At 65.6% G+C, this 14,928-nt stretch carries 4 protein-coding genes; all 4 read right to left on the reverse strand.

All coding sequences use genetic code 11. The features are described 5' to 3' along the window. Positions 1–5 precede the first annotated feature (5 nt). From DOM41_RS05680 to DOM41_RS05695, 4 genes are read right to left on the reverse strand one after another with little or no spacing between them, the layout of a single operon-like run. Entirely contained in the window at positions 6–1,349 is a 1,344-nt protein-coding gene (locus tag DOM41_RS05680; protein WP_110685881.1) for an efflux RND transporter periplasmic adaptor subunit, read from the reverse strand. A gap of 3 nt (positions 1,350–1,352) precedes the next feature. Then, a complete protein-coding gene (locus tag DOM41_RS05685) occupies positions 1,353–2,213 on the reverse strand; it encodes an efflux RND transporter periplasmic adaptor subunit (protein ID WP_110685882.1) in 861 nt (286 codons plus the stop codon). After that, entirely contained in the window at positions 2,203–3,828 is a 1,626-nt protein-coding gene (locus DOM41_RS05690; protein ID WP_110685883.1) for a TolC family protein, read from the reverse strand. The genes DOM41_RS05685 and DOM41_RS05690 overlap by 11 nt, the downstream gene beginning before the upstream one ends. After that, entirely contained in the window at positions 3,825–14,567 is a 10,743-nt protein-coding gene (locus tag DOM41_RS05695; RefSeq protein WP_188112365.1) for a VCBS domain-containing protein, read from the reverse strand. The genes DOM41_RS05690 and DOM41_RS05695 overlap by 4 nt, the downstream gene beginning before the upstream one ends. Positions 14,568–14,928 lie beyond the last annotated feature (361 nt).

Raw genomic sequence — 14,928 nt, forward strand, 5'->3', positions numbered from 1 at the left:
GGCGCTCACCAGCCCGTCCAGGCGCGCAGGGCCGACAGCGGACGTCGTATCAGGTAATAGCCGAGACTGACATCCTCGCCGTAAACCTTGGCCGTGCCGTGCAGGCCCAGCCTGGCCTGTTTGGCCCCCTCGGCTATGGAGCCCAGCAGACGATAGGCGGCAATGCCGTTGTCGTCCGGCCTGGCCTGATAGCTTGTCTCCTCGATGACACCGTGGAGGGGCGACAGCGGATAGGCCGTGAGAAACAGTGTCACCTCGGCACCGGGCTCGAGGGCAATGGCGTCGGCAACGGCCAGCTGAAGCTCCATCTGCGGCCGGGCGGGATCGGCCAGTCGCAGGATACGTTCGCCGGTCGTGACCGGGCGCCCCTGCCACTCGTCGACACTCCGGTAGACGGCGACGCCATCGCGGGGAGCGCGCACGAGCGTTCGCGCCAGCTCGGCCTTGACCGCGTCGAGCTCCGCCTGACGCTGATCACGTTGGCCGCGCAGGCGCGTCATCTCGGCCAGGCTGGTGCGATCGTCGAAGGCCAGACTGCCGGCGGCATCGAGTTCGGCTTCGGCGACCTTGAGCTGCTGTTCGAGGACCGCTGCCTGGCTCTCGAGGCGTGTCGTATCCAGGCGCAGCAGTGGGGTGCCCGCCGTCACCGCCTGGTTGGGTCGGACCAGCATCGCCGCCACGATGCCGTCCAGCGGGCTGGTCACCACCACGGCCTCGCGGGAGATGATCTGCGCGGGCGCCAGTGCCGACTGACGGATCGGCAGGAACATCGCCAACCCCAGCAGGCCGACGATCAGCCAGCCCATACGCCTGCGTGAAGGCTTTCTCCCGTGGCGACGCGGTGCCAGCGCCTGCCAGCAATAGGCCCAGGTGAATGCGAGCCCGGTCATCTGCGCTTGAATGGCCTGCGGCGGCGGCTGATCGAGCAGAAAGAGTGCGATTGCGCGACGTTCGCCGCGCGAGTCGTGAAGCGGCACGCACCAGACGACGCCGGGCCACCACTGCTGCCACCCCTGCGCGATGTCATCCGGTGGCGTGGTCTGGTGGCGGGTGAGGACGCGTGGCGTGCTCTCCTCGAGAGTCTGATCCAGCCAGCGCGTGACCGTCTTCAGCCAGTTGAGATAGGGCGTCTGTTCCTGCGGTGTCGCCAACCCGGAGACACACAGCACGGTCGACGACGCGCCGTTGGGGACAAGTACCAGCGCCTGCCGAAAGCGCAGCAGCGGATAGGGATCATTGGCAATCGAGAATCCCAGACCCGCCAGCGTCGACGCGGCCATCGCGCGATCGCGCAGTTCGGTGACCGCGGCGATGAGCGAGGGCGGGGTCGGTGCCTCACTGGCGCTCATCGGCTACTCGGACGACCGGGTGGCGATACCGGCCGCGGTGGCGTCATCGGCGTGATGCGCCGTGGACGACCGATCCGCCGACGTATCGTCGGCGTCGTTGAGCGACGCACGCCCGGTCATGCCGGCCATGAGCTCGGCGTGGGGCGAGTCAAGCGTGGCTTCCAGCTCGACGGTCTGGGCGACCGCATCAATACGCGCGCTGATCGCGCTCAGCGTCGCCGGATAGCGTTTGCCCGTTTCGTTGACGCGCACCGACAGCGCCTGGCCGGTCGCCAGCCGTGGCAGCAGCTCGGAGGGCGCGCTCAGCCTGAGCTTCAACGCCCCGTCGCCGATCAGGTCGACCAGCGCCGTGCCCGGCCCGAGGGTCTGGAAGGGTTTGACGTGCACCTTGGCGATGCGCCCCGTAAAGGGGGCTACCAGCGTGCAGCGATCACGCTGGGCGGCGGCGAGGCTCAGCGAGCTCTCCGCCTTGTCGACCTCGGCGGCGGCCAGGGCCACCTCCAGATCGCCGACGGCGTCGAGTGCTCGCAGATTGCGCTTGGCGTCGGCATTGAGCCTCGCCACCGCGCGTTCAGTACTGGCGACGTTGACTCTGGCCTGCTCGACTCGGCAGTCGAAGCGTGCCAACACGTCGCCTTCGGCAACGGCGTCCCCCAGCGAGACGGGCAGCGTTTCCAGAGTGCCCTCCATTCGACTCGAGAGGGTCGCCTCGAGCTGGGGGGTGAGCAGCGCTCTCAAGCGATACTCGGAGAGGGCGTCTTGGCGAAGGGGTTCCTGACCCTGTGCGACAGCACCGCTCAGCAGCAGAGTGGCGAAGGCGCCTGACCACAGGGCGCGCGGCGTCGCGATTCGATCAGAAGGCATCGGCCGGCTCCCGTAGCGGCTCGGGGCGAGACCGGCGAGTCGACGAGGGCGTCTGGAACGGCGCCCCGGCCTGGGGAGCCCGATCGAGTTCGGAGGGTCGCCGGACCGGCGGCGGCAGCGTCAGCGCGGCTTCGTTCTGGTGCATGGTCATCATCTGCTCGATCTCCAGGGCCAGCGCGTCGATGTCGTACTGTTCGACGGTCGCGGGCAGCACGTCGAGCCCGATGGAGTTGAACAGCCTCCCCCAGGCGGCCTGGGCGCGGGAGTAGGCGGCTTCTCGCTGATACTCGGAGAGCAGGTAGCGGCTTTCGGCACGAATCACCTCGAGTTCGGAGCCGATCGCGCTGGTCGCCGCGGCCCTCGCATACGCGAGCAGGTCCTGATCGACGGTCAGGCTCTGGTCGGCATAGTCCAGCTCCTCCTGTGCCAGGTGGTAGCGCAGGGCGCCGACACGCACCTGGGTCAACACCGCCATCGACAGCGCGGTGCGGCGCAGATCGTCGACGGCTGCCTGTGTCGTCTGGGCGCGATTGAGATCGGGATACTGCAGCAGTCTCAGCAGATTGAGAGAGACATTGACCCCGCTCTGTGCCCAGTCGTTGTTGTAGAGATAGTCATTGGAGTCGTACTCGACACCGGCACTCAGCGTGATGTTCGGCCAGAGGCGCGCCTTGGCGGCTTCCAGGTCGAGTTCGTTGACGCGCTTGCGATACCACTCTTCCATGATCTCCGGACGGTGCTGCAGCGCCAGCATTTCCAGGTATTCGACATCGACCACCGTCGGTGGCAGATCGTGGTGCGGCTCGTCGGCCAGCGTCATCCGGGTGCCGGGCGGTAGCGACATCAAGGCCGCCAGTTCGGTCTGCGCAAGCTCCAGGTCCTGTCGACGCGCGGTCAGCAGCGTGGTGGAGTCGAGCAGCGCGCGCTGGTAGGCGAGTACCTCCTGGCGCGGCAGCAGGCCCTGTCGCTGAGCCTGGCGAGCGGCATCGAGCGCGATCTCGGTACGCGCCAGCAGCGTGTTCAACTGCGGGATCAATCGCTGTGCTGCCAACGCTCGCCAGTAGGCGTTCCGCACGTCTCTGAGCACGTTCTGCGCCACCTTGCGGCGGCGCTCCTCCGCCATCAGTCGCTGATCGGCCCTCTGCTGGTTCTCGTAGTAGGCCAGCCCGAAGTCCAGCAGGCTCCAGCTCAGGCCGAGACCGGCGGTGGTTCGATAACGCTCTTCCGAAGTCGAGGCTCGCAGGCTCTCTTCGCCGTCCTCGATCCCGATGGACGTGCCGCCGGCGTCATTGCTGCGGTCGCGGTAACCCGCATCGGCCACCAGCTGTGGCAGCAACGCGTGACGGGAGACATCCTGAAGGTTCGATGCCAGCGCGCGCTCCATCAGCTTCAGTCGGTAGTCGAGGTTGTACTTCAGGGCGCGGGCGGCGGCTTGATAGAAGGTGATTGGCTGACGGATCGGTTCCTGGTTTCGATACATCTGCGCCTGATCGGCGATCGCTCGCTGGCGAACCTCCGCTTCGCTATAGGGGCGAGATTCCAGGCTGGAGCAGGCACTCAACGCCAGGGTGGCGGCTAGCGTCGCGGTGACAACCGTCAGGTGCGATCGAGTCATGCGTTGTCCTTTTGCCGTGATTCGAAAGCGGACGCCATCGCGAGAGAAGCGTGGCGCTGATGCGCGGCCATGAGCTGCTGGCGGAAGCTGCTGGCGACCGTGACAGCCGCCTGCCTCTTCGAGTCGGGGAGTGAAGCGTCGATGGTGTCCAGGGCGGCATCGCGGCGCGTCGTGCCGTCATCGTCTGCGGAGGCATCGCCGCCGGAGGTGTCGTCACTGCCAGTGGCGTCGTCGGTGCCAGAGGCGCCGTCGTCACCGAAATCGTCGTCATCGTCTGGCGGCTCACCGCCGCTGACTTCACCCGTGGAGAGCCCGAGTCGAGTGGCGGCGAACAGCGAAGGGTCCGGCAACAGCCCGTCGGCGGTCAGGTCGGTACGACCGTGGCGACCCAGCAGCAGCAGGCGATCCTGCTCGACGAAGCTTCGACTGAGCTCGAGGCTTTCGCCGATGAACTGGCCGGGCACTGCCTGCAGACGCTCCCGCAGCGAGAGCGTGCGAATCTCCACCGAGCTCACCAGCCAAGGCTGCGTACCGTCGGAGATCTGCAGATAGCCCGCACTCTCGACACTGCTCTGCTCGACGACCGGCGTCACGAAGACGGCAGGATCGACCGCCGAGAGCTGGCTGCCGAGGTCGGGCGGCGGTGGCGGGATGCTGGCGTAGGGGCCTGCCCCCTCCTCGACGAGGGGGAGATAGGGCGCCGAGATCTCCAGCGCGATACTGAGATTCGCCGAGGCGATGGCGCCCGCCGTATCGGCGATCCGGTAGACGAAAATATCGGTCAGGATTGGTCCGCGGCCGGCTGCCCTAAGCACCTCGGTGTTGGAAAGATCGATGGCGTATTCGTAGCGGCCGTCGGCCGTCAGGGTCAGCATGCCGTACTGGCCCGGCAGGGTGTCGCCGGGCGGGCGGGCGCTATCGCTGTCCGCCGCGCGCACGTCGATGACACGCACGCGGTCGTTGGCATCCACGTCGCTGTCATTGGGTAAGACGTTGCCGATCGCCTGCGGTGACGGCGTCTGGTCCGTGGCCAGATTGCTGTCATCGACGGCCATGGGCGCGTCGTCGGCGCCCTGGATGACGACTGTCAGGCGGGCGCTATCGGTTTCCCCGGCACGATCCCGCATCACATAGTCGAAGCGTTCGGTGAGCGTCTCGCCGGCCGTTCGCAACGCCTGAACCTCGGCATTGGTGTTGTCGACCACGTAGTCGTAGCGGCCATCGGGGGTTAGCGTCAGCGTGCCGTAGCGGCCGCGTAGCGCCTCACCGGCCCGGACGGCCGTCGAGCTCTCGGCCAGGGCGACGCTGGCGATCGTCCGCGTCTCGCCGTAGACCGTACCGTCCACGTCGGTGTCATTGGTGAGAACGTTGCCGGTCGGGTCCAGGCCGGACGTGGCGTTGGTGACACCGCCGGCTTCCACGGCGATCGCCACGTCGTCACTCGCCTCCGGGCTATCGTTGCGACCCTCCAGCGTGAGGATCAGCTCGGCGCTGGCCGTCGCGCCCCAGCGGTCGTTGAGGGTGTAGGTGAAGACGTCGGTCAGCGTCTGGCCGCGTTGTCGCAGCGCCTGAACGTCGGGAGCGTCATCGTCGATGTCGTAGCGATAGCTGCCGTCTTCGTTCATCAGCAGGCGGCCGTACTGTCCGTCGAGTCCACCACCGAGCGAGCCGTCTTCACCGCTATCGTCAGCGCCGCCGGTACGGATCGCGATAACCCGGAGATTGGGCCCCAGCGCCCCCGGGAAGCCGATGTCGTCCGGGTCGCTGTCGTTATCCATCACGTTGCCGGTCGCCGGGCGGCCAGGGATGACATTGTCGCGGCCACCCGCCTCGATGGCCGTGGCGCCATCGTCACTGGCCACAGGGGCGTCGTTGCGCCCGCGAATGGTGATCGTCAGCAGGGCCGCATCGGTCAGGTTGCCGCGATCCCGGGCAGTGTAGGTGAAGTCGTCGGCCACGAAGTCGATCGGGCCGAGCGCGGTGATCGCCGCGTCGTCGACCACGTAGGTATAGCGGCCGTCGGCGGCGACCGTCAGCGTGCCATAGGTGCCGACGACCTCGACCCGGCCTGCCGCCAGATTGGAGACGACCGCGCCGTCTGCGTAGGCGCCGGCGCGTACACCATCCACCACCAGGGTGTCACCGTTATCGTCGTCGCGGTCGTTGTCGAGCAGGTTGCCGGAAGGATCGCGACCGGGGGTCGGGTTGATCGGCGTATCCGCCACCGCCAGCGCGCTGTCATCGGAAGCGATAGGGGCGTCCCAGGCGCCCTCGATCGTCAGCGTGAGCTGCGCGGTATCGCGAGCGCCGGCGGTGTCGGCCATCTGATAGGTGAAGGCTTCGCTCAGCGACTCACCCGGTGCCAGCGCCTGCACGGCGGCAAGATCGTTGTCGATGCGATAGGTGAAACTGCCATTGGCGCTTAGGGTCAGTGCCCCGTAGTCGCCCTGAACGACCCGTGTGCCGGCGAGCGTGACGAAGCCGCTGCCGTCGCCTTCTGCCCCGGTGCGCACGCCGACGACCCGGCGTGTGTCGCCAGCGTCGACGTCGCGGTCGGTGTCCAGCACGTTGCCGCTGCCATTCTGGCCTGCGTCGGTGTTGTTGGTGCCGCCGGCTTCGAGCGCCGTGGCGCTGTCGTCGGTGGCGACCGGGGCGTCGTTACGCCCCTCGATGGTGATCGTCAGGGTGGCGCCGCTGGCACTACCGAGCGTGTCAATGGCGGTGTAGGTGAAGACGTCCGTCAGCGTGTCGGAGGACGTTCGCAGTGCCTGCACGGCCGAGTCGTCATCATCGACGACATAGGTAAAGTCACCGTCGGCGCCAAGGGTCAGCGTACCGTGGAGACCGACCAGGGTGTCGCCAGGGTTGGCTTGGGCCTCCGTATCATCAGCACCCTGAGCAAAGCCACTGATCGCCAGTGGCTGGCCGTCGACGTCTCGATCGTCGTCGAGCACGTTCCCTGTGGCCTCCCGACCCGGTCTGGCGTTATCGGCACCGCCCGCTTCGATGGCGGTGGCGCTGTCGTCGCCGGTCGTGGGCGGGTCGTTGGCCCCGGTTACCGTCACCTCGAGCTGCGCCAGGTCCGGATTGCCGGCACTATCGACGACGCGATAGGTGAACGTCTCGCTGAGCGTTTCGCCGGCCGCCAGCCGCTGAACGGCGGGATCACTGCCGTTGACGTCGTAGCGATAGCTGCCGTCGGCCCCGAGCGACAGCGTGCCGTAGCGCCCGGCGATCACGGTGGCATCGCTTGCGATGCGGGAGCCGGGGGCGACGTCGACCAGGCTGCCGCCGTCGGTTTCGCTGCCGCTGCGAATGCCCGTCACGCTGAGTGCGGTGTTGGGGCGATCGATGGCGTCGACATCGCTGTCGACGCCGTTACCGTCATCGTCAGTGATCACGTTGCCGGTGCCGGCTTGCCCGGGCGTGGCGGCATCCGTGGATGGCGCCTGAGCCGAGGTCTCGTTGTCGGTCGCCACGGGGGTGTCCTGCTTGCCTTCGATCGTCATCACCAGATTGGCGACGCCGCGCAACCCGCCAACGTCCGTGACGCGATAGCTGAAGGTTTCCGACAGTGAATCGCCCGCGCCCAGACGCTGCACATCGGTATTGTCATCGTCGATCTGATAGCGATAGCTGCCGTCGGCTCCGATCGTCAGCGTGCCGTAGTCACCGGCGATCACGGCGCCGCTGGCGCTGTCGGTGTCGTCATCCACCGTGTCGAAGGCACCCGACGTATCGGCATTACCCAGACGAATGCCGCTGACGTTTCGGGTTTCGCCGGCTTGATCCACATCGGTGTCGTTGTCGAGCGCGTTGCCGGTGGCGTCCCGCCCGCCGGCGACGTTATCGACACCGCCGGCTTCCACGGCGGTGCCGTTATCGTCCACGCCGAGCGGGGTGTCGTTGGCCCCCGTGATCGTGACCGTGATGGTGGCGGTCGATGTGAGGCCGCCTTCATCGGTGATTTCGTAGGCGAAGGTCTCCTGTAGCGTGTCGGATGCCGTTCTCAGCGCCTGAACGTCGGCGTTATCGTTATCGACGCGGTACTGCGCGAAGCCATCGCTGCCGATCACCAGCGTGCCGTAACTGCCGCTGACGTCGAGCGGTATTGCCGGGTTGGCGTCGACGAGCTCGAGACGGCCGGCGTCGATGCCCGCCTGGCTGACGCGCAGCGTGTCACCATTGGTGGCGATATCGACATCAGCGTCGTTATTCAGGACAAACCCATTGGGGTTGACCCCAGGGATATTGTTGCCGGTGCCGCCGGCCTCGACGGCGATGGCGTTATCGTCGTTGGCCACGGGTGCATCGTTGACCGCATTGAGGGTGAGGGTGAGCGTGTCGATATCGACCCGATCGTCCTCCGGCGACTCGCCGGGAATTCCGTTTCCCTCGCGGCGATCGGGGTTGTCGCCGAAGTTGCCGTGGTCATGGGTAGTGATAGTGAGTGTATCGCTGCCATTGACGTTGGCATCGCCGAGGTAGCTGAGGCTGGCGAGCGCCGTATTGATCTCGTCGAGGGTGCCGCTGAGCGTGACGGTGTTGCTGTTGTTACCCGATATCTGCGATCCGCCAGCGTTGGCGATGGCCAGCGTGCCCTGGGTGACGTTCAGTATGACTTCCAGATCATTGGCGCCGATCTGATCGACGTCATCCCGTGCATCCGGGTCGCTGATCGAGAGCCCGTCGATGGCGATGGGCGTGTCCTCGTCGCCGCTGGGCGCGTCGGCCGGCAGATTATTGACCGGGGCGTCATTGAGTTCGACATAACCGATATCCGCGTCGTCGGTGTCACCGTCCGTCAGGCTGATCTCGATGGACGAGAGGCTGCCATCACCGTAGTTGCCGCCGTCGCTATCGGTTCGGGCGCGCACGTCGCCGGCCGAGGTGGTCGGACCGGTATCGGTGAATGTCTCGGCGCTGGTGATGCGGTAAAGGCCAGTGGGGAGTACGCCGAACTGATACTGGCCGAGCGTGTCGGTGGTGGCGGTGAAGCTTTCGTCGTCAGATTGGGCGGCGTCAGCGTTGGCGAAAATGCCATCGTTGCCGGCCCAGGTCAGGGTGACCGTGCGGCCCGCGAATCCGGCTTCGTCACCATCCTGAATGCCATTGGCGTTTTGGGTATCGTTCCACAGCGTGCCCGAGATCACGCCCAGGCCGGCGCCGCTGGTCAGGATGTAGTCGTTGGGGCTTCCGCCGCTGCCATCATCGCCATTGCGCTCACCCTCTTCGGCCCCGTCGGTCGTGCCCACGTCGGTGCCGCCGAAGCTTTGAAAATCCTCCGGCAGACTCGACCAGGTCAAGGTGGCCTGCGAGTCGTCCGGGCTGATCACGCTGTCGTTGGGGACATCGACGCTGTAGGTCAGCGTGACCGAAGTGTCGGGGTCTAGCTGTTCAAAGCCGATCGAGACCGACTCACTGTTGGGGTCGACACTCGAATCCGTGATCAGGATGACGCCCTCCGGCAGCGAGTTAGCCGCGTAGGACTGGCCATCGATGATCACACTGTCGACGCGGTAATTGGCGCCGTCCGCAAAGCTATCGCTGAAGACGACGTCATAGGCCGGCGCGCTGCCATTCTGCGTGAAGCTGACATCGACGGTGGCGCTACCCATGACCGCCCCGGCATTGGGATCGAACGCGATGACACGCTTGTCTAGACCGTCGAAACCCGGCTCGACCAGGCGTTCCCTGAGCGTCTGGCTCGAGGTCGTGGCGCCATCGCGACTTTCGGTGACGGTCAGCGCGAGTGTCTGACCGGCGATATTGCCGGCGACGTTCGCGACGCGGACGTTGAACTCCAGCGACAGACCTTCCTTGTCGGCGTCGCTGTCGGTGTTGCTCAGCCTGCCGAGATCGACGGTCAGGATGCGTCCGTCAGCCGAGATCGTGTAGCGATCCGCATTCAGTACACCGGTCGGGCCGTTACCGAGATCCTCGGGGATATTGCCGGCTTCGACAGAGCGCTCGTTGCCATCGATGCTATTCGCACCGGTCTCCCGGTCGCTGCTCAATCCGCCCTGGTTGGCGATAAAGGCGATCAAAATCTGGTTGGCGGCTTCCGGGGGGATCGTCAGCCCTTCGTCGACCTGAATCGTCAGCTGGTAATTATCGATGTCGCCTTCCGGAATGAGGGCGACGACGCGATAGCGAATGATTTCGCCGACGGCGACATCCTCGCTCGGCCCGCTGGTGGGGTCGGCTGCCGCCGTATCGTCGAGCCCGCCCACGCGAGACAGCCGCAGCGCCTGAGCGACCGGGATCTCCAGCGTGGCGCTGCGCTGGTAGTCGTTGAGCACGCCACTATCCGACGCGCCATCCGCGCCGGTGCGCTCGCCCTCATCATTGGCCGGACTGCTCGAGCCGTCATCCAGACTCGTCCAGCGGACCTCGGCATTGCTGGTCAGGCGAGGGATGTCGGCGGCGCTGCTGCCGACGGTCGCCGTCAGGGTGATGACGATACGCTCGCCATCCGCCAGATCGATATCGGCACCGTCGACGGATTGCAGCGCGCCATCGACGATCTCGAAATCACCGGCCCCCGTGCCGGTAACGCTCGCGATATCGGTGCCATTCAACGCCGCCGGCAGCTCGCTATTCAGGGTCAGGCCGAAGGCATCGACGCCGGACGTGTTGCTCAGGGTGACCGTAAAGGTGACGGCATCGCCTTCATCCACGCCAACGCCAAGCTCGGCCGTGGACGGTACGACCAGCGTCTGTTCGATAGCGACGGCGGGCTCGACCAGTGTGGTGGTCACGGGGTTGCCGCTCAGGGAGAGTTGCCGCTCCACCGCGTCGTCGTTGCCGCTGTCGCCATCGATGTCGGTGTAACGCAGGGCGGCGCTCTGGACATGCGTGGTGCCGGCCTGGTTGCCGAGGGTGTTGGTGGCGACCAGGCGGAGGCGAATGACGAATTGGTTGTTGTCGGTGACGTTATCGTCGTCGGCTCGGCTCACGTCGAAAGCGAGGCGTCCATCGCCGGCATTGAACGTCCCGGCTGTCAGCGCCCCGGCGAAGTCGTTGGCGATGGCGCCGCTGCCTGCCGCCGTGGTGATGAGTTCGTAGCCGGTGCCGCCATTGAAGCTGGCGTCCAGCGTCAGTCCCACGGGTATCAGATCGTCGACGCTGAGACGCTGCGTCGTGCCTTCCGGCAGCGTGACCACGATGTCATAGGTCATGGTCTCGCCTACGACCAGCGCCGCACCGGTGGTGTGCGCTTCGCTGGAGTCGTCGTCGCTCAGGCCGCCATCGGCGAAGTCGATCCGAATTTCCGGCGCTGCCACCTGCTGATTGGCGTCATCCGTCAGATCGATGGGCGTGAAGTCACTGCCGTTATCGACGCTGGCGTAGCGGTTGAGTGTGGCCGTGGTGCCGAGCGTCCGGCTGGCAGCCACGGCGCTGGCAACCTGCACGTCGTAGGCGATAACGATCAGGTTGTTGCCGTTATTGTCATTGGCGGTGCCCGGGCGGCCGCCCCGCAGCGTGGCAAGGCCGTCGGCATCCAGCAGCGTGATGGTATTGCCGTCGACTTCGTAATCGGTGCCTTCGGTCAGCTCGGTGGTACCGTCGCCGAGGGTCAGCGTGAGATTGGCGAGCGCCAGACTACCGTTGGTGAAGGCCAGATCCGCCGGCAGGCTTATCGAGGTCGATACGTCGAAGGCGCCGCCGCCACCGGTATTCTCCAGCACGGTGACCAGCCGCAGGCTGTCGCCGGCGTCGATGCCTGCCACGTCGCCGGCGGCGACCGAGGGATCCGTCAGGGTGCCGGTGAATGGCACCCCGGCCGTGAGCGGCGCATTCCAGTTGACACTGCCGCCCGCGCCTGCGCCCGTGAGGGTGCCCTGGGTCGTGCTGACGACGCCATGGGTGATCGAGACCACAGGCTCGACGACCGACTGCACCTGGACCACGGCCTGGGAGGTCAGCACGTCCTTGTCGAGCGTCGTGGTCTGACGAGACTGCGCGAGGATGTCCAGCGAACGGTTGTCGGCGAACGGCTGGTCACCGACCGTCAGGGTGAAGCTCACCGCGATCGTGCTGCCGCCGAGATCATCGGTGGCGTAGTCCGCAAAGGAGAACACCACGGCGTTGCCCGAACGACTCTCGACACGGTCGACGGCTCCGGGATGCGTGTTATCGGCGGCAAGCTGCCAGCTGCCGGGGCCAGTGCCTTCGGCCCAATCGATGCCGGACACGTCGAGCAGCGGCAGGGGCAGATAGGCGGTCAGCTCCAGATTCTCGTGATCGCCGGTCACCAGGTCATAGCGCAGGGTGAAGGTGACGTCGTCGCCCGGCACGAGTTCGGGTTCGCCGCTGGTGATGCCGATATCCACCCTACCGGTGGGGATCTCGAGTTGGGTAGCCGAATCGTCCGACTGATTGTCGCCGGTGAGGTTGTTGGGATCGATCAGGATCGAACCCTCGACCCGTGCCTCGTTGCCCAGGCGATCGCCCTCATTGATCTCGGGGTGGGTCTCCTCGGTGACGTAACGCTGGCTGATCAGCGCGCTGTAGACGATGACAGCGGAAGTCGCGGTGCCCTCAATGGTGTTGTCGAAGGCGGCGTCGCCTACCAGCCCGCTCTCCAGTCCCCCTTGGTCGAGAGAGGCCTGCATCATCGACGCGGCGATATCGAACACCAGGGTCGTGGTGCCGTCGTCATTGGTCGTCTGGTTATAAATCAGATCGACATCAACGCTATCCGCGCCGACGAAGGTCACACGCATCGAAGGAGGTGCGTCCGTCGTATCCAGCACCTGACCGTTGCCCAGCGTGTCGGTCACGCTGAACTGCCCGTCATTCTGTGTATCGCTACCGAAGGCGAAGTAATCGGAGAGCGCCACGTCGAGTCGATACGCCAGCGTATCGCCTGGGGTCAATCCGCGGCTCCCGGTATCGAGGGCAATCGTGGCGCTCTTCGCCAGGGTGATCGACTTGGCAGCGAAGGCGATCGTGTCACCGACACCCTCGAAGGCGATCTGATTGCCGTTATCGGGATCCTGATCGCGGGGGTCGTTCGGCGTCCATGCCCCTGAGCCCGTCGGCGCGTCGAAGGTGATCGTCACGTCGTCACCGGTGGTGGGGTTCAGCACCGGATTGCCGTTGGCGTCGCTCTCCGGCACGTAGAAGTCGACGCGGCTGGCGGCTTCTGCCTGCAGCGTGTCGTAACGGACCTCATAGGCCGTGAGGAAGACATCGTCCCTGGCGATCAGCGCATCGATCGCGGTCTGCTCGGTAACCACGCGTCCACTGGCCAGGGTAATGGCGCTCAGCGTGCCGGCGCCGGGGTCGATGGCGATTACCTGAACGTTGGTCGGTATCGGCTGGGTGACGACCACGTCGGTCAGTGACTGTGTCTGCGTGCCGGCGCCCGCGGGCCGGATGGTGGTGGTCAGACCATGAATGAAGTTCTCACCGGTAGCCGTCTCGTTCTCGTTCATGTCCAGCGTCTGCGAGACCGCGATGACGGTGGGGGAAACGGTGAATACCGCGGCGTCGATGCCGATCAGGCTGGGATCGTCGCTAGGGTTGTCGAGCGCGTCGTTGCCCAGCTCGAAACCGGCGAGGGCCGTGATGTCGAGAGTCGGCGACCCGTTGACCGCCGCCGTATCGGCCAGATCGCTGAGCGTCGCATTGACGCTGACACCAATGGCGGGTTGGTCCTGCGTCACGCTGGCGAACGGCAGCGAAATGGCCACCAGCGTGTCGCCAGCGCGATAGCCGTAGTCTGCGGCCTGGATCACCCGGCTGGCACCGCTGGTATCCCTGGCCAGCGGATGCTGCGCCTCGCCGTCGGCATCGAAGGTGACGCGCTGGAGCGCGAGACTCTCGCCGAGATAGCGGGCGGCATTGACGGTGATGCCATCGTCGATCTCGACACCCGCGCCGTCCTTGCCCGTCGTCGGCACGAGCAGTGTGATGAAGGGCGCATATCCCTCCTGACGGGAAGCGGTTTCGAAGTTGACCGTGAAATCGAAATCTTCACCCAGTGGCACGCTGTCGCCGGGCGAGGAGAGGGTGACTTGGGGAGCGGCATCGGCCAGCAGGCGGTCCATGCCGGCGAGCCGGGAAAGCTCGAGCCCGGAGCGCTGATCGATCTCGCCGCTGGCAACCTCCAGCTTCCAATCGCCGCCCAGCCGGGTTTCCCCGCTATCGTCATCGGACGCGCCCACATCGGCGCTCGTTGCCTGTGCCAGCGAATCGACAAGGGCCACGCCGGCGGTATCCGCGCCGATGCGACAGCCGTAGAGCAGCAGGTCGGCATCGACGGTCAATGCGTCGCGCCACTGACCCAGCCGGCTCTCGAGCGCGCCCAGCGTGTCAGCAGCTATGCGCGTGCTGCCCAGTTGAAACTGGCCCGACGCGCCGTGACTGAAAATCTCGATGCTCTGTATACGATCCAGTCCGGCCAGCGCGGCGGTGATGACATCGACCCCGTCCTGACCGCGATCGACGATCACCAGTTCCGTGGACGCCCTGGCACTATCGGTGAGGGTCTGGCGTTGCTGGGTATCCAGGCGGGCATCGATCACGACGAGATGACGCTTATCTCGCTCGCCGCTGGCAGGCGCATGGGCATGGGCGCTTGACGCAGAATCCGTCGCTGATTGCCGGTCGTCGTTCTGAGTCGTGGCGTGATCGGTATCGACCATGTTCGCCGCCGAAGCTGCGGCCCCATCGAATAGCAGGCGGGGTTCAAGCGCCATCCGGCGTGACCGAGGTAGCGTTCTCTTCATGAACTCTCCAGCGGCAAGCATTGCCTGTGTGATCCAGTCATTGGCCCGGAAATCGACAGTCGTGTCTTGTCACGGCCAATAATGAGAATAGTCATTGCCTGGACTGCTTTGTGAATGAATTTCAGTGAAACTAAATGCATCGAGACTAATGGAATCGATCGTGCTGACGGCGTGACGCGAGAGCGCGAAATACAAGGGGGCGTGCAACATCGTCAATCGGCGCGGCGAGGCTATTGTTGTTAATTGATCGTAATAATCTGTCGTTTTTTGTAGGTGTTGATAAAAAACCGGTTTCTCAGTCCGGTTCAAACATCGTCGGCCCGATCGCTGGAGCGAAGCCGTAATGACGGTCAGGATTTAT

The sequence above is a fragment of the Salinicola aestuarinus genome (assembly GCF_003206645.1).
In the GTDB taxonomy this organism is placed as follows: domain Bacteria; phylum Pseudomonadota; class Gammaproteobacteria; order Pseudomonadales; family Halomonadaceae; genus Salinicola; species Salinicola aestuarinus.